The organism is Butyrivibrio sp. FC2001, assembly GCF_000424125.1.
Classification (GTDB): domain Bacteria; phylum Bacillota; class Clostridia; order Lachnospirales; family Lachnospiraceae; genus Butyrivibrio.
Window position 1 is genome coordinate 116016 of the sequence record NZ_KE384132.1, and the last position, 18280, is coordinate 134295.

The following is an 18280-nucleotide window of genomic DNA, read 5'->3' on the forward strand; positions in this document are numbered from 1 at the left end:
AATTTATTCATAATTGGTCGATAATGCACATTTTAGTCTTTAAAATGTGCATTATTTTTTATGGTCATTGGTATAATATACATAGATTTGATTCGAAAAGAGATTATTTCAGTCAAAATGCCTAAAACTCATCTGACATAATCTTAAGAAATGAATCAGGTACGAATAATAATTTATTTTCATTAGGGAGGACATTAATAATGAAAAGAAAAGCATTATCAATGGTACTTGCATCTGCTATGACACTTTCAATGATCGCAGGCTGCGGCGGAAGCGGAGCAGATACAGCTACTACAACAAACGAGACAACAGAAGCTACAGAGACAACTGAGACAACTGAGACAACAGAGAGCACAGATGCTGCTGAGACAACAGAGGAGTCTACAGATGCAGCTGCTGAGGAGACAGAGGCACCTACAGCTGATGTTTCTTCTGAGGGTGAGCATGAGCTTTCAGTTTATGCTTGGGATAAGAACTTCAACATCCCTGCACTTGAGGCTGCTGAGAAGGCTTATCAGACAGTTGATCCTGACTTCAAGCTCAACATCATCGAGCAGTCAGCTTCATCAGACGTTGAGAACGCTGTAACACTTGCAGCTAACTCTGGCGATTACTCACAGCTCCCTGACATCGTTCTTTTCCAGGATCACTACATTCAGAACTACGTTACAAACTATCCGGATGCATGGATCGATCTTGAGGATGCAGGTATTGACTGGAGCAACCTCGGTGCTGAGAAGATTTCTTACTCAACAATCGATGGCAAGCACTACGGCGCACCTGTAGACAACGGCACATCAATCTTCGCATATCGTACAGATATCCTTGAGGAGTGTGGCTACACAATTGACGATGTAACAGGAATCACATGGGACAGATGGCTTGAGATCGGCCGTGAAGTTAAGGAGAAGACAGGTAAATATCTTCTTTCCATGGACCACAACGGAGACGATCTTCCTTACATGATGATGCAGGCTGAAGGCCTTTCACAGTGGAAAGATGGACAGCCTTACTTCGTAGGCAATGAAGACCTTAAGAAGATCCTTCAGGTTATCATCACAGGCGCACAGGACGGCGTTATCTACCTTTGCAATGACTGGTCAGAGTACACAGATACTTCAATCATTGGCGATCAGGTAGCAGGCGTATTCAACGGTAACTGGATTATTCCTACAATGGAGCAGAACGCTGAGGCAAGTGGAAAGTGGCAGATCACAACTATTCCTACACTTTCCGGTAAAGAGGGTTACGCAGCAAACGGTGGTTCTTCACTTTACATCACAGCTAACTGCACAAAGCCTGAGCTTGCTAAGAGCTTCCTCGCTTACACATTCGGCGGTGGAGACGGCGCTATTGCTACATATGATGACGCTCTTCGTAACGGTGGTGTTATCGGAACTTGCATCTCAGCTTCTAAGTCTGATGTATATCAGGAAGGCGTAGACTTCTTCAACGGTCAGTCAATCTATGCTGACATCGTTGCAATGGGTGCTAACGTTCCTGTAGTAGAGCAGAGTGATTATCACTACAACGCTCGTACATACATCCAGGCAGCTATCACAAACGTAATCAACGGATCTGACCTCGACACAGAGCTTCAGAACGCTGAGGATCAGGTTAAGTTTGAGATGGGACAGTGATAACTTGGCGAGGTTCTTTCGAGCCTAGTTAGAATTGTTGTTCTGGCGAGCGATAGCGAGAGCAGAACTACCTTATGATATTGGGATTTTTAAATTAGGGTTATTAGAGAAGGATTTTTATACGGGGAATCGGCTTCCGGTTCCCCGTATTCTTAAAAATGAAGTAAACGAAAGTTTTTTAGAGGAGAACAAAAATGGAAAAGAAAAAGAAAATGAGCCTCTTAGCTAAACAGAGAGCAGCCGGTTGGCTCTTCCTTGTTCTTGCATCCGCGATGATCATAGTGATGAGTTTCTACCCTATGGTACAGGCACTTATAACTTCTTTTAAGACAGGAACGGGTAAGAACTTTAAATGGGCTGATCCATGGAACTACAACTATATAAGAATGTTCCAGGACAAAATGTTCATGAAATCTGTAGGAAACACATTCCTGTATCTGATTATTCAGGTACCGATCATGCTTATACTTGCGATCCTTTTAGCACAGCTTCTTAACAATAAGGATCTTAAGTTCCGCGGACTTTTCCGTACATGTGTATTCCTTCCTTGTGCAGTATCTCTTGTATCATACGCACTTATTTTCAGATCTATATTTGCTACACAGGGTCTTGTAAATATTATTCTTACAAACCTTGGTATCATTCATGAAAACATTAACTGGCTGGGCCAGACCAATACGGCGAGATTCGTAATCATCATAGCGCTGATATGGCGCTGGACAGGATACAACATGGTATTCTATCTTGCCGGACTACAAAATATCGAATATTCAGTGTATGAGGCAGCAAAGATCGACGGAGCTAATGCATGGAAAACATTCTGGTACATGACAGTTCCGCTTCTTAAGCCGGTAATTATCATGACATTCATCATGTCAATCAACGGTACATTGCAGCTCTTCGATGAGTCAGTCAACCTCACAAACGGTGGACCTGCAAATACCACAATTACAATGTCTCATTACATTTACAATAACTCATTTGGACAGGGTGTTGCTAACTTCGGTTATGCATCCGCAATGTCATTCTTCGTACTTATACTTGTTGCTATCTTAGCTGCAATCAATTTGAAAGTAGGTGATACACGTGACTGAGAAAAAGAATAGAAGCGCGATTCAGCGAAGACTGATTCCTACATACATATTTTTGATAATTGTATCAATCTTTTCCGTGTTCCCTCTGTTTTGGATGGTTACAGCGGCTACAAACCCCAGTGTTGAGGTATCAAGAGGTAAGATATGGTTCGGTAACTATATCGCTACTAACTTCAACAACCTGGTGAAGAGTTCAAACCTTTGGGAATCCTTTGGTAACTCAATGCTTTATGCAACAGTACAGACACTTTTATGTATTTTTATCTGCTCACTTGCAGGATATGGTTTTGAGCTTTATCATGACAAGGCTAAGGATATTCTCTTTGCAATACTCCTTATGGCTATGATGATCCCCGGAGTTGCTACAATGATTCCGTTGTTCACCATGATGAGTAAGTTCAAGCTCCTTAATACAGTATGGGGCTTCGCACTTCCGGCAATCTCCACACCGTTTATGATCATGATGTTCAGACAGAATTCCAGAAACTTCCCTGTGGATATCATGGAAGCTGCAAGAATTGACGGCCTTTCAGAGTTTGCTATTTTCTTCCGCATGTATATGCCGGTTATGAAGTCAACTTATGCAGCAGCAGCTGTTATTACCTTCATGAATTCATGGAATGCATATCTGTGGCCCAGAGTAGTAATGACAGATAACAGAGCTCAGACAATGCCTATGCTTATAGCTAACCTTGCAGGAGGTTATACAATTGATTACGGTATGCTTATGATGGGTGTATTGTTCTGTTCACTTCCTACAATGATAGTATTCTTTGTTCTGCAGAAGCAATTCACAGAAGGTATTACAGGATCAGTTAAGTAAAACCTTTATGGCGCAGAAGAGAGTTATCTTTTCTGCGCTAATTTTAGGTTAATCACTTGGCGAGGTGTTATCGAGCCTAGTGAGTAAGCTAGCCATATCGAGCGTAGCGAGATATAGCTTCAATTTTATTGTAGAGGTCATTTTATGAAAGAGTTTAACTATGAAATAGTAAAAAATCCCGAGATTTTCATGGAAAACAGGCTTCCGGCACATTCTGATCATGTGGCTTTTAAGTCAATGGCGGAGCTTATGACGGGGGAGACAAGCTATAGGCTTAGCCTTGATGGAATCTGGCATTTTCATTATGCGAAAAATGTAAATGCTGCTCCTTTGAACTTCTGGGAAAAGGAATATGATACCTCCACCTGGGACAGGATAAATGTTCCTGCTCATATTCAGATGGAAGGCTATGATAAGCCGCAGTATGTAAATATACAGTATCCGTGGGATGGATCAGAGGATTTAAGACCGGGAGAGATTCCGGAGAGATTCAACCCGGTAGCTGATTATGTGAAGCTTTTCACGCTTCCTAAGGATTTTAAAGGGGAGAAAATCTATATATCCTTCCAGGGAGTTGAGAGCGGATTTGCGCTCTGGCTCAATGGGAAATACATAGGCTACAGTGAAGACAGCTTTGATCCTGCTGAGTTTGACCTCACAGATGCACTTGTAAAGGGTGAGAATAAGCTTGCTGTAAGAGTGTTTAAGTGGACCTCAAGCAGCTGGTGTGAGGATCAGGACTTCTTCAGATTCTCCGGAATTTTCAGAAGTGTATATCTTCTTGCAGTGCCAAAGGTACATGTATCTGATATCAGGATTGAGACAGGACTGACTGATGACTACAAGTCAGCACATCTTGAGATCAGTGCAGCTACTTCAGGAAGCGGTATGATGGGATTAAAGCTCCTGTACAAGGGAGAGAAGGTATTAGAGGGCAAGATTCCGCTGTCAGCATCCGGCAAGACAACAGGAAGCTGTAACTTTGAGAAAATATATCTTTGGAGTGCAGAGGAGCCTAATCTTTACGAGCTTTATCTGACAATAACTGATGCCAGAGGCGCTGTTTACGAGGTTATCCGCCAGTATGTGGGACTTCGCAGATTCGAGATGAAAGACGGCATCATGCACCTCAATGGCAAGCGAATTGTATTCAAGGGTGTAAACCGTCACGAGTTCAGCCATGCAAACGGCCGTGTACCCAGCAGGGAAGAGGTTATTCAGGATATTGTGACCATGAAGAGGCACAATATAAATGCCATCAGAACAAGTCATTATCCCGATGACAGCACACTTTATGAGCTCTGCGACATATATGGTTTATACATGATTGCTGAGAATAATCTTGAGACTCACGGAACCTGGGAGCCCTTCGAGAGAGGAATTGAGACCGAGGACTTCGTGCTTCCCAAGGATAAGGAAGAATGGCAGCCCATGCTTCTTGACAGGATAGATTCCTGCTACCACAGAAACAAGAATCATCCTTCAATCCTTATCTGGTCAGTTGGTAATGAGGCCTTTGGCGGAACTGTTCCCTATGCTATGAGTAAACGCTTTAAAGAGCACGACAGCACAAGACTTGTTCACTATGAGGGACTTTTCCACGACAGAAGATACAATGATACTTCCGATATGGAAAGCCAGATGTATCCTTCAGTTGAGATGATAAAGGAGCACCTTAAGAAGGATAAAAAGAAGCCTTTTATCTGCTGCGAATACACACATGCAATGGGTAATTCATGCGGCGGAATGCATCTTTATACTGATCTTACGGATACTGAGCCCAGATATCAGGGCGGATTTATCTGGGATTACATTGACCAGAGTATCCTGAAAAAGGACAGATACGGCAAGTATTTCGAAGCCTATGGCGGAGATTTCGGAGACAGACCTACTGACTATAACTTTAGCGGAAACGGTATAGCTTACGGCGACAGAACACCTTCTCCCAAGATGCAGGAGGTTAAGTTCAATTACCAGAATATTTCTGTTGTATTTGAAAAGAGCAAGTTCAAGGTTATTAATAAAAACTTGTTTGTTAATACAGATTCCTTTGATGCTACGGTTACACTTTTAGCTAACGGAATAGAAATATGTGAGACAAAGATGGATATCGCGGTTAAGCCGCTGTCCAATAAGTCCTTCAATATTCCTAAGGTGATAACAGAAGCCATGATGGAATATGAGAGTGGTTACAATCTCACATCAGGTACACTTGAATTTGTGCTTACTGTATCCTTCAGCTTAAAGGAGAACACTCTCTGGGCAAAGAGCGGCTACGAGGTTGCCTTTGGACAGACTGTTCTTAAAAAGATATCTAAGGCTTACAAGTGCAGCAGCAAGCTTAGGGTTGTACATGGAAAAAATAATATCGGCGTTCATGGTGACGAATTCTCTGCATTGTTCTCAGTTATGGGTGCGGGACTTTGCTCATACGTGTATGCCGGAAGAGAGATGATCGAGAAGGCACCTGCTCCCAACTTCTGGAGAGCGCCTAACGATAATGACAACGGAAGCATGATGCAGCAGAGATATGCTCAGTGGAAGATTGCAAGTATGTATCCTTCTATCAAGGGTAAGCCTGATCATGACATGGTATTCCCTGAGGTTACAGAAGGAAAGGATACTGTAAAGATTAAATATACTTATTATCTTCCTACTACGCCGGAGTCAGAATGCACAGTGACATACGAAGTATTTGGTGATGGAACTATCAGAACCGATATGAATTATATAGCTGTGAAGGGACTTCCTGATATGCCTGAGTTTGGTATGTTATTTAAGCTTAATGCTGACTATGACAACCTTACCTGGTATGGACTTGGGGCGGAAGAAACCTACGAAGACAGAAAGCGCGGTGGAAAGATTGGAATTTATTCCAATAAGGTTGCTGATAATATGGCAAAATACCTTGTTCCTCAGGAATGCGGTAATAAATGCGATGTAAGATGGGCTAAGGTTACTAATCTTAGAGGACGAGGAATGAAGTTCTTCGGTGATAATATTTGCTTTAGTGCACTGCCGTTCACACCCCATGAGGTTGAGAATGCGATGCACGATTACGAACTACCTAATGTTCACTACACAGTTGTAAGAGTGGCTATGCAGCAGATGGGTATAGCAGGTGACGACAGCTGGGGAGCAAGACCTCATCCGGAATACAGACTTCCGGAGGGAAAGAATTTGAGCTTTACATTCTGGTTTAAAGGCATATGATTAGCAGACATAAACCCCTCTTTTTAGAGAGGTTTATGTTTATTAATTCAGAAAAAAATAATAGAAAAGTTTGGAGTATTTTTTATGAGAATGAACATGAAAGACTGGAAAATCGGCGATCCGATGATCAATGAAAATGATTATTGGCAGGATCCGAATTATGTTGCAGAGGATCCCGAAAAAGAAAAGCTGATACTTAAGCTTGCGACGATGATTACAGACAGATACGCAAAGAAGATAAGGAGAAAGATCAATAACAGAGATCCTGAGTACTGGATGCTTGATATGATCCTTACAAAGGAGCAGGCAAGATTCCTTACAAAATTCAAAAAGACAAGAGTGCCCTACAGCATCGAAGAGCTTGCTAAGATGAACAACATGAGCGTTGAAGAGGCCAAAGTAATTGTAGATAAGCTCGTATGGATGGGCGTTCTTGAGATGAACCGCGCAAAGACTCCTGACAGACATAAGCAGTATGAGCTGCCGATTTACGTGCCCGGTTCTGCTGAGTTTATGATGATGCAGGATAAGCTTACGGATGAGTTTCCGCAGCTTGCAACCTTTTTTAACCTTATGACACAGCTTCCGCTTGGCGGAATAACTCAGATGGTTCCTCCCGGAGGAGCAGGAGTTGGAATGCATGTCATTCCCGTTGAGAAGGCTATCAGCATTGAAAATCAGTCAGTGCCTGTTGAGCATCTGTCTCGTTGGATTGATATGTATGACAAATTTGGCGTATCAGAGTGTTCATGCAGAAAGCAGCAGACAATGAGAGGCGAGGGTTCAGGTGAGATCCGTGGTGAGTACTGCATTGGAATGGGCGATATGGCTGAGTACATGGACAGCCGCGGAATCGGTCATTATATAACAAAAGAGGAAGTGTATGAGATTCTGGAGAGAGCAGAGCGTCATGGCTATGTTCACCAGATCACCAACATAGACGGCGAGGGTAAAATTGTAGCTATCTGTAACTGCGCTCCCGGTGTATGTAATGCGCTTCGTACATCACAGCTCTATAACACACCTAATCTTTCAGCTTCAGCCTATAGAGCACATGTAGATAAGAGTAAGTGCGTAGCCTGCGGAAAATGCGTTGAGGTATGTCCTGCAGGTGCTGCCAAGCTAGGACAGAAGCTTTGCAGGAAGGACGGCACAGAGGTTCAGTATCCCAAGGTTGAGCTTCCCGATGCAAAGAGATGGGGACCTGATAAGTGGAACTACAACTTCCGTGATGATAACAAGATAAACTGCTATGAGACGGGTACTGCACCCTGTAAGACTGCCTGCCCCGTACACCTTTCAGTTCAGGGCTATATTAAAATGGCTGCTGAGGGCAGATACGAGGATGCTCTAAAGCTCATAAAGCAGGATAATCCACTTCCCATGATCTGTGGTGCTGTATGTAACAGACGCTGTGAGGACGCATGTACAAGAGGAACAATTGATGAGCCTCTTGCAATTGACGAGATCAAAAAATTCATTGCATCTCTTGATCTTAGCAAGGATAAAAGATACGTACCTCTTTGCGAAAAGCATGATGGAGGAATGTGGTCCGATAAGTATAAGGTTGCTATCATAGGTGGTGGTCCTTCAGGACTTTCTGCTGCATACTTCCTTAGAAGAGACGGCTATCCTGTAACAATATTTGAGAAGGAAAATCGCCCCGGCGGAATGCTCATGAATGGTATTCCCAGCTACAGACTTGAAAAGAATATCATCGAGGCTGAAATTGATGTCATGAAGCAGATGGGCATTGAGTTTAAGTGCGGTGTTGAAGTAGGAAAAGACGTAACTATAGAAGAACTCAGAAAGCAGGGCTACAGAGCATTTTTCCTTGCAATCGGATGTCAGGGCGGACGCTATGCAGGTGTGCCCGGTGAAAATGCTGAAGGAGTCCGGACAGGTGTGGACTTCCTTAGAAAGGTGAACCTTGACCGCAATGAGAAGGTTAATGGCGATACAGTAGTAGTCGGCGGCGGAAATGTTGCTATCGACGTTGCAAGAAGTGCTGTAAGAGCCGGCTCCTCCAAGGTTACCATGCTTTGTCTTGAGAGCGAAAAGGAGATGCCTGCTGCGAAGGATGAAGTTGCAGAAGCAAAGGAAGAAGGCATCGAAGTATTAAACGGATGGGGACCGAAGGAAATCCTCACTGAGAATGGCAGGGTTACTGGAATAGTATTCAAGAAGTGTACCTCAGTAAAGGATGCCGATGGCAGATTTAATCCCAAGTATGATGAGAAGGATACCATCACTATCAAGTGTGAGAACGTCCTTTTATCAATTGGTCAGTCAATCGTTTGGGGAGACCTTCTTAAGGGAACAAAGGTTGAGCTTCGTCCTAACGGAGGCGTAATTGCTGATCCTCTTACACTTCAGACTGCAGAGCCCGATATCTTTGCAGGCGGAGATGTTTTCACAGGTCCCAGATTCGCTATAGATGCAATTGCCGGTGGACGTGAGGCAGCTGTTTCAATAAACAGATATGTTCATCCCGGAAACAGACTCGATCTTGCAAGAGACAGAAGAGAGTTTATTGAACTGGACAAGGATGATATAAGGATTGAGAGCTTTGACAATGCACCTCGTCAGATTCCTGGCAAAAAGGCAGGCATAGCAAAGGATACATTTGAGGACTTAAGACTTACACTTACTGAGGAGCAGGTTAAGAAGGAGGCGAACAGATGCCTTGGCTGCGGCGCAACAACCGTTGATGAGCACAAGTGTATCGGCTGCGGACTTTGCACAACCAAGTGTGAGTTTGACGCCATCCATCTTAGCAGGGATATTCCTGAAGCGAGTGTCATGGTACGCGCAGAGGACAAGTTTAAGAAGGTAGGTCCTTATGCTGTAAAGCGTGCAGGTAAGATACTGATTAAGAAGGTGTCGGGAAAGAAGTCATCCGACAAGAAAAAATCCGGTAAAAAGGCATCCGGTAAGAAGACATCCGGAAAGAAGTAATCTGATTAATTGAATGAATGGGACAAAGTGTGTCAGAATCTGGACTGGTGGTTTTATAAACACCGGGCAGAGGACGATATACTTTGTCCCTAAATTATTGTCAAAGCGCCTATTTTGTGGTATATTTTTATATTGGCAAAGGTTCATTATGAACGATATAATGAGCATCTATAAGCCAAAAATAATTTATTGATCGGAGACATCCTTGCTTAAGACATTTTCCATTACTGACGTTGGTCAGAAAAGAAAACTGAATCAGGATTATGTATTTTCCTCCGAAAGACGAATTGGTAATTTGTCTAACGTATTCATTGTGGCTGACGGAATGGGCGGACACAATGCAGGGGATTATGCTTCTAAATTCACCGTTAATACCATGGTGGAGGAAATCGAGAGATCCTTCGAGCAGAATCCGGTGAGAATACTTGAGAATGCAATTAAGATTGCGAATCAGAAACTGCGTGCCAAGGCTGCAGAGGATGAACACCTCTACGGTATGGGTACGACTGTTGTTGCTGCAACAGTTATGGGACGCTACCTTCAGGTTGCGAATGTTGGAGACAGCAGACTTTATGTCATTGGTGATGACATAAGGCAGATTACTCGTGATCATTCACTTGTTCAGGAGATGGTACGCGCAGGCGGCCTTGATCCTGAGGAAGCCCGTACGCATAAAGAGAAGAATATCATTACTCGTGCGATCGGCGCTGATGATACTGTTGATGTTGATTTCTTTAACGTTGAGCTCGAAAAGGGGGACATCGTGCTCATGTGTTCCGACGGCCTTACCAATATGCTGGAGGATCAGGAAATCCGCATGATTGTCAGTGGACAGAGAGATATTATAGAGAAGGCACAGAAGTTAGTGGATATGGCAAACCAGCATGGCGGTAAGGACAATATCGCTGTTATCCTGATTGAGCCTTTTGCTGACGGAGGAGCTGAATGATTAAGATAGGAATGATGATCGGAGACCGATACGAGATCCTTGAAAAAATAGGAACCGGCGGTATGTCTGATGTTTACAGGGCAAAAGATCATAAGTTAAATAGACCCGTTGCTGTAAAAGTCCTAAAACAGGAATTTTCAGAGAATGATAACTTTGTCTCTAAATTCCGTGTCGAGGCCCAGGCTGCCGCAGGACTTATGCATCCCAATATCGTCAATGTTTATGACGTTGGTGATGAGAACGGTATCCATTACATTGTAATGGAGCTTGTGGACGGTATTACCCTTAAGAGATATATAGAAAAGAAATCAAGGCTTTCGGTGAAGGAGGCAGTAAGTATTGCAATCCAGGTTGCAATGGGACTTGAAGCTGCTCACAATAACCACATTATTCACCGAGACATAAAGCCTCAAAATATAATTATTTCCAAGGAAGGTAAGGTAAAGGTTACAGACTTCGGTATTGCCAAGGCTGCCACCAGTAATACCATCACCTCCAATGTTATGGGATCTGTTCATTACACATCCCCTGAGCAGGCAAGAGGCGGCTATTCAGACGCCAAGAGTGATGTATATTCACTTGGTATCACTCTGTTTGAGATGCTCACAGGAAGACTTCCCTTTAACGGAGATACTACAGTCGCAATAGCTATTAAGCATATACAGGAGGATTTACCTTCTCCTGCAGAGTTTAGCGATGAGATTCCGATAAGTGTTGAGAAGATAGTAATGAAGTGCTGTCAGAAGAGTCCTGACAGAAGATATCAGAGCGCAGCTGAGCTCATAACAGACCTTAAGAGATCACTCATAACACCTGATGAGGATTTTGTTAATCTCGTTGATCCTGATGAAGAGGGTGCTACCAGAGTTGCGACCGAAGAGGAAGCAAAGAGCATCGGCGGCATGAGCGAAACAGAGCGGATGAGACTTAATGAAGAGAGCATCCGTGAGTACGAGAATCAGAAGAGACGTGAGAAGGAATATATCAGACGCCATGATGATAACTACGAGGATGATGAGGATGATTATGCTCCCCATTCATTCGGAGACAGTAACCGTATTGAGAGACTGACTGTTGCTCTTGCTATTATAGGTGCGGTTCTTGTCGGAATCATAGTTATTATCCTTGTGGGGAGATCCCTTGGAATCCTTGGCGGTTCTACAGAGGAGGAGATTTTCTCTGAGGCTTCAGGAGATGTTTCTTCTTTTGAAAATGGAATACAGATTCCAAATGTTACAGGCCTCTCATATGTTGAAGCTGTAACAGCACTTAAGGATAAGAACTTTAAATTTGAAAAGATAGAAGATGATGAGAGCACTCTTGCCAAGAATACAGTAGTTTCACAGACTCCTGAGGCTAATACCTACGCAGAGAGCGGATCAACAGTTACGATTGTTGTAAGTACAGGTAAGGGAGCTGAAGCACAGGCTCAGACATCTGCCGAGGCTTCTACAGAGGCCAGCAGCGCAGAAGCTTCTACTGCAGAGGCTGATAATAAGGTTGCAGTACCTAATCTTGTAGGTATTTCTATCGAAGAGGCTATAGCAGCACTTTCAGAGGCAGGCCTCGTTCAGGGACAGGTCGTTGATGTTAATAGTGACACCTATGGTGTAGATGTTGTAACAGCTCAGAGCCAGCCTGTTGGAACAATGGTTGAGCCCGGAACTGCCATCAATCTTGAAAAGTCTATAGGACCTGCAAGTATAACCTACAGCTTTTCAGGAGACATAGCTGCTCCCACAGAGGGACAGAACTATACAGACGGAGTATCCGTTCACGTTTCATTTGTTACCGCTGATGGCACATCACTTCTTGATACCACAACAGCTTCTTTCCCGATTACAGGAGTTGTTCGTACCGGACTTACATCAGCAACAGGAGTAATAACATTTACTTATACAGCTACAAGCCCTGCAACTACTGATGAGTATGGTAACATTATCGGAGGTACTTCCGAGGAATATACAGTTACAAGAGCTGTTACTTTTAATCAGGGAAATTAGTTTTTTGGAGTGTCTATGAAGGGAAGGATTGTTAAAGGAATCGCCGGATTTTACTATGTGAACATCGGTAGTGAAAAGGTTTATGAATGTAAAGCCAAGGGCATTTTCCGAAAAGACAATATAAAGCCTCTTGTAGGTGATGATGTAGATATTGAAATAATTGATGATGACGCCGGAACAGGCAATATCACAAAGATATTGCCTCGGCGTAATGAGCTTATAAGACCGCCGGTCGCTAATGTCGATCAGGCGGTTATTCTGTTTGCAATTGTTAAGCCGGATCCCAACTACAACGTGCTTGATAAATTCCTGATACAGATGAGAAGAAACGGGCTTCCGGTCATCATATGCTTCAACAAGCAGGATATAGCATCGGAGGAAGAGCAGCAGGAGCTTATGGATGCCTATGAAAAATGCGGATATGAGGTTATTTTCATAAGCGTTCACGAGGGTGTTGGAATTGACAGGCTCTGTGAGAAGCTAAAGGGTAAGACCTCTGTTGTGGCCGGACCAAGCGGAGTTGGTAAGTCATCGCTTCTTAATAAGCTTCATCCTGAGGCTGCAATGGAGACAGGTGAGCTCAGTCGTAAGATTTCGAGAGGCCGCAATACCACCAGACATTCAGAGATGTTTTATATTTCAGCTCTTTCTGATGAAAATGAGGCTACCTACCTATTCGATACACCGGGCTTTACATCTCTTGCGCTAAAAGATATTACAGCGGAGGAATTGCCGCTTTATTACCCCGAATTTGAACCGTATGAGCCCTCCTGCAGGTTTGGTGGCTGCAGCCATATTGCAGAGCCGGATTGCGGCGTTAAGGCTGCTCTGGATGCAGGAGAGATATCTAAGGTGCGTTATGACAACTATAAGATCATCTATCAGGAGCTAAAAAACATGAAACCGGTATACAGATAACTGGTTTTTGAAAATAATTTGAAAAAATATTTGAAAACATATTGACAATTATTACATAAATGTTACAATTGTTTATGTTGTATATGAATAAACAACTTATACAACAATATCATTATTCCAAACTTTTTTATTATATTTTTCAAAAATCGGTGTGATAGCCCCCAAGTCTGTCGCATCGGTTTTTGAATGTAGAAAAATATATTCTCATGGCCGCTAAGTGCCTGCTTTCCCCATATAAATCTTAATAAAACATTAATATTTGAAACGGAAAACACATAAAATAGTCAAACATGCACATAAAGACTGGGAGCGAGGTCATGGAAACTAAAAATGTGCACAAAGAAATTACAGTAAAAACGCAATATATGGCTATTTGCCTGCAATATGTGATAAGTATAAAGATTTTTTTGTTGCTAGAATGAGTTAGCTCGAATGCGAAAAAGCGTGTAAATACGGGATTGCACGCGGGAGAAAAAGTTTTGAAAAAAGGAAAGGGGAAGCAATGAAAAGACATTTAACGTTTTTATTGTCTCTTATGATGGTTGGGGAGCTTGTCATAGGAAACGGAACAAATTCGTTAGCTGCCAGTGTGGTAAATGGTTCCTACGTTAAGGGTGATAATGAGAACAACCCTGTAGTAACTCAGAACTACGGCGCAGATCCAGGAGTTATGGTGTATAACGATGAGGTTTTCATCTATGCAACCAATGACTCTCAGGAGCTTGCAGGTAACAACGAAAACACTTATGCGAAGATTGACACATTGAATTGTTATTCTTCCAAGGATCTGGTTAACTGGACAGATCACGGCAGCTTCAAGATCGCAGGAAGCGGCGGAGCAGCAAAGTGGGCCAGGAATTCATGGGCACCTTGTATTACAAGTAAGAAGATAAACGGTAAGGATAAATTCTTCCTTTATTTTGCAAATAACGGAAGCGGAATCGGCGTTCTTACAGCAGATTCACCGACAGGACCATGGAAGGATCCTATCGGAAAGGCACTTATCACAGGTGCTACACCCGGATGCAGTGGAGTAACATGGATGTTTGATCCTGCAGTTCTTGTGGATTCTGATGGAACAGGATACCTCTACTTCGGTGGCGGAATACCTAACAATCAGTTCGAGCATCCCAAGACAGCAAGAGTTATCAAGCTTGGCGCTGACATGACAAGCGTTTCAGGCTCAGCAGCTACAATTGATGCACCTTATCTCTTCGAGGACTCAGGCATCAATAAGATCGGTAATAAGTATTACTATTCATATTGCTCTAACTGGAACTGCAAGAATGGATTCAATAATGCAGCAATTGAGTATATGACAAGTAACAGTCCTATGGGACCTTTTACCTATCAGGGCGAAGTTATGAAGAATCCCGGTATCTTCTTTAACGGCTCAACAGGTAATAACCATCACCAGATTTTCGAATTTGGCGGAAACTACTACCTTGCTTATCACACAAGATCAGTTGAATCCAAGCTTATAGGTAAGAGCCTTGGCTACAGAACAACTCAGATTGATAAGCTTACAGTTTCAAATGGTAAGATCAGTTCACTTACACCTTCAATGACAGGTGTTTCACAGACTTCATATGTTGATCCTTATTCTGCTGTTCAGGCTGAGACAATGTTTACTCAGAGCGGAATCGGCGTTTCAGGTAACGGCGACGGAACAGCATGGGTTGACAGTATCTCTAACGGCGACTACACAAAGGTTAAGGGAGTTAATTTCTCCAAGGGACTTAGCTCCATAACAGTAAGCGTTAACAGCAGAGGTACAGGTACTATCCAGGTAAGAGACGGAAGTCCCAGCGGAAGTCTCCTTGGAACAATCAATCTTTCTAACACAAACAACAAGAATACAGAGTTTACCGGCACTATGAAAAATGTATCCGGTATAAAGAACATCTGCTTTGTATTTAACGGAAGCTTTGAGTTTGATTACTGGAAGGCTGCAGGCACAGGTGAGACAGCAGGCGGCGGAAACCAGGGCGGAAATGAAGGCCAGGGTCAGGATAATAATCAGGGTCAGAACCAGGACAGCCAGACTAACAACAGCAAGTTCGAGTGTGAGAACATGACCAAGAGCGGTCAGTACACAGGTACTATTACAAGTCCTTTCAACGGCGTTGCTCTTTATGCTAACAAGGACACTGTAAGCTTTGACCAGTACTTTGCTTATGGTACTCACAACTTTACACTTCGCGGATGCTCCAACAACAGCAACATGGCTAAGGTAGAGCTTAAGATTGGCGGAGAGTCCAAGGGAACCTTCTACTACGGCGATGAGTATCCTGCTGAGTACACTATCGAGAACGTAAGCCATGCAACTGGTGCTACAACTGTTGAGCTTACAGTTACATCCGATGACGGAACATGGGATGCATATCTTGATTACCTTTCATGGGATAACGGTTCAGGTTCATCCTCTGATAACCAGGGTGGCAACCAGTCCGGTAACCAGGGTGGCAACCAGGGTCAGGGCGGACAGGCTCTTAATCCTTCCGACTTAACTCTCCTTAATACCTATGGTCAGACCTTCGGATATTCAGGAACCTGCATCAACCTTTATCAGCTTAGAGATGCAAACACTCTTGATCTTATCAAGAAGAACTACAACAGTATTACACTTGAAAATGAGATGAAGCCCGACGCACTTCTTGGTGGCTCAGCTAAGCTCATTTCAGTAAGCGAAGCAAAGAACCGTGGATACTATATCCCGGACAATTATAAGGAATCAACAGTTCCTCAGATCAACTTCAATACAGTTGATGAAGTAATGAAGATCTGCTACAACAACGGTCTTAGAATGAGAGCTCATACACTGGTATGGCATTCACAGACTCCTTCATGGTTCTTCAGAAACGGATATGCAGGAAATGGTGGCTTTGTAAATCAGAGCACAATGGATGCACGTCTTGAGATGTACGTAAAGACAGTTATGAACCATGTATACCTTAGCGAGTACGGCAGTGTAGTTTATGCATGGGATATTGCAAACGAGATCCTTCATGCAAGTAACTCCGGCTGGGAAGCTGTATACGGCAACAATAAGGTAAATGCTCCCTATGTTAAGAAGGCATTTACATACGCTTATCAGACACTTGATTACTTTAAGCTTACAGATTCAGTTTCACTTTTCTACAACGATTACAACACATACATGGAGGTTAATGATGTAATCAAGCTTGTGAACTATATCAATTCTGACCAGAAGATTTGCTCAGGTGTGGGAATGCAGTCTCACCTTGGAACAAATTATCCTTCTGTTGATTACTACACAACTGCACTTAAGTCATTCCTGAATGCAGGCTTTGAAGTTCAGATCACAGAGATGGATATCACAAACAGCGGAGATAATGATCTTTCAAATTATGCTTATAATCTGTACAAGAACATTAACTCACTTAAGAAGAATGGTGGGAAGATCACAAGTATTACATGGTGGGGACTTTCAGATCAGGTAACATGGATAAATAATGCTAAGCCGTTACTTTTCAGCACACCTACATCCAAGAAGCCCGCTTATGACAAGGTAATCCAGGCTTACACAGAGACCTTTGGAACACCTACATCAGGCTATACACCTCAGCCTCTTCCGACACCTACACCTTCAGATGATCCTCAGAACGAAGAACCTCAGGAGGATCCTCAGACAGAAGAGCCTGAGAACGCAGGTGATACACATGATGCAGCTTACATCGCTGATGGCTGGTATTACCTCAAGAATACACTTTCACAGAAGTACCTTACTGTAGAAGGCAACAATGCAGATGGATGGGTAAATGTATACATCAGCACAGGAACAGGCGTAGACGGACAGAAGTGGTATGTAACCAATACTGATGACGGATTTATCACACTTACAAGTAAGCTCGGAAGCGTAATGCTCGACGTTGCCAACGGTGAGGACGAGGATGGAGCAAACATCGGTATCTACCAGGGCTACGGCGGAGATGCTCAGAAGTTTGTAGTTAGAAAAACAGACAAGGATGGCATTTACACAATTGCTACCAAGGCTTCAAACGGTACAAAGAATGTAGATGTATACGAGCATAAGACAGCTGATGGCACAAACGTATGCCAGTGGACATACTATGGTAATCCTAACCAGCAGTGGCAGTTTGAGAAGATCGAAGGTGAGCAGGGTGGAAGTCAGCAGCCCGCTGAAGATCCTCAGAGCACAGAGCCTGAGCAGCCTACAGAAGATCCTCAGCCTGAAACTCCTGCAGAGGACCCTCAGCCTGAGACACCTGCTTCAGATGGCCTTGCACTTGATTACTCAATCAATAGCTGGGGAAGTGGATATCAGGTAAGTTTCAAGATTTCCAACAACACTGGAGCTGATGTGAACACATGGACACTTAAGCTCAAGAAGAGTGATATCAACATTGGATCAAGCTGGAACGTAAATGTTACAGAGGACGGCGAGTACTATGTGATCACTCCTGTTGATTGGAACGGATATATCGCTGACGGTCAGAGCGTTGAGTTCGGCGTTCTTGGTGATGGTTCAATCGGCGATACAATCGGATATTCTTTTAACTAAAAATTTTTAAAGAACATGTCTGCGCAGAGGAACACTTTCTTCTGCGCAGTTTTTATTTTATTCTTTCACTGCGATTATTTCCGGAAACTGTAACTGATAGAATTTTATCCGTGACTGCATAAGGTAAAAGTGGTAA

The 18280-nt window shown here is 43.2% G+C and carries 9 protein-coding genes; all 9 read left to right on the top strand.

Going from position 1 to position 18280, the window contains the following annotated elements; all coding sequences use genetic code 11:
- Positions 1-200: 200 nt before the first annotated feature.
- The 9 genes from G601_RS0114300 (at position 201) to G601_RS26945 (ending at position 18144) form a co-directional block, all read left to right on the top strand.
- On the top strand, positions 201-1640 hold the full coding sequence (locus G601_RS0114300; RefSeq protein WP_026665773.1) for an ABC transporter substrate-binding protein: 1440 nt from the start codon (positions 201-203) through the stop codon (positions 1638-1640).
- A gap of 194 nt (positions 1641-1834) precedes the next feature.
- A complete protein-coding gene (locus G601_RS0114305; RefSeq protein WP_026493710.1) occupies positions 1835-2734 on the top strand; it encodes a carbohydrate ABC transporter permease in 900 nt (299 codons plus the stop codon).
- Positions 2727-3557 (top strand): carbohydrate ABC transporter permease, encoded by an 831-nt coding sequence (locus tag G601_RS0114310; protein WP_026493711.1) that lies wholly within the window; start codon positions 2727-2729, stop codon positions 3555-3557. The genes G601_RS0114305 and G601_RS0114310 overlap by 8 nt, the downstream gene beginning before the upstream one ends.
- A 144-nt stretch (positions 3558-3701) precedes the next feature.
- Positions 3702-6770 (top strand): glycoside hydrolase family 2 TIM barrel-domain containing protein, encoded by a 3069-nt coding sequence (locus G601_RS0114315; RefSeq protein ID WP_026665774.1) that lies wholly within the window; start codon positions 3702-3704, stop codon positions 6768-6770.
- Positions 6771-6893: 123 nt separating this feature from the next.
- Complete coding sequence (locus G601_RS23430) at positions 6894-9728, top strand: FAD-dependent oxidoreductase (protein WP_155834562.1); 2835 nt, start codon at positions 6894-6896, stop codon at positions 9726-9728.
- Positions 9729-9933: 205 nt separating this feature from the next.
- A complete protein-coding gene (locus tag G601_RS0114325) occupies positions 9934-10677 on the top strand; it encodes a Stp1/IreP family PP2C-type Ser/Thr phosphatase (RefSeq protein ID WP_026493713.1) in 744 nt (247 codons plus the stop codon).
- Complete coding sequence (pknB, locus tag G601_RS0114330) at positions 10674-12680, top strand: Stk1 family PASTA domain-containing Ser/Thr kinase (RefSeq protein ID WP_026493714.1); 2007 nt, start codon at positions 10674-10676, stop codon at positions 12678-12680. Before G601_RS0114325 ends, pknB begins: the two co-directional genes overlap by 4 nt.
- 15 nt (positions 12681-12695) lie before the next feature.
- Complete coding sequence (rsgA, locus tag G601_RS0114335; protein ID WP_026665775.1) at positions 12696-13598, top strand: ribosome small subunit-dependent GTPase A; 903 nt, start codon at positions 12696-12698, stop codon at positions 13596-13598.
- Positions 13599-14100: 502 nt separating this feature from the next.
- Entirely contained in the window at positions 14101-18144 is a 4044-nt protein-coding gene (locus G601_RS26945; RefSeq protein ID WP_242834429.1) for an endo-1,4-beta-xylanase, read from the top strand.
- Positions 18145-18280 lie beyond the last annotated feature (136 nt).

What these genes read in the sequence shown, in the direction of transcription:
- G601_RS0114315 (WP_026665774.1), top strand. Translation starts at nt 3,702, where the DNA reads ATGAAAGAGTTTAACTATGAAATAGTAAAAAATCCCGAGATTTTCATG.
- G601_RS26945 (WP_242834429.1), top strand. Translation starts at nt 14,101, where the DNA reads ATGAAAAGACATTTAACGTTTTTATTGTCTCTTATGATGGTTGGGGAG.
- pknB (WP_026493714.1), top strand. Translation starts at nt 10,674, where the DNA reads ATGATTAAGATAGGAATGATGATCGGAGACCGATACGAGATCCTTGAA.
- G601_RS0114305 (WP_026493710.1), top strand. Translation starts at nt 1,835, where the DNA reads ATGGAAAAGAAAAAGAAAATGAGCCTCTTAGCTAAACAGAGAGCAGCC.
- G601_RS23430 (WP_155834562.1), top strand. Translation starts at nt 6,894, where the DNA reads ATGATCAATGAAAATGATTATTGGCAGGATCCGAATTATGTTGCAGAG.
- G601_RS0114300 (WP_026665773.1), top strand. Translation starts at nt 201, where the DNA reads ATGAAAAGAAAAGCATTATCAATGGTACTTGCATCTGCTATGACACTT.
- rsgA (WP_026665775.1), top strand. Translation starts at nt 12,696, where the DNA reads ATGAAGGGAAGGATTGTTAAAGGAATCGCCGGATTTTACTATGTGAAC.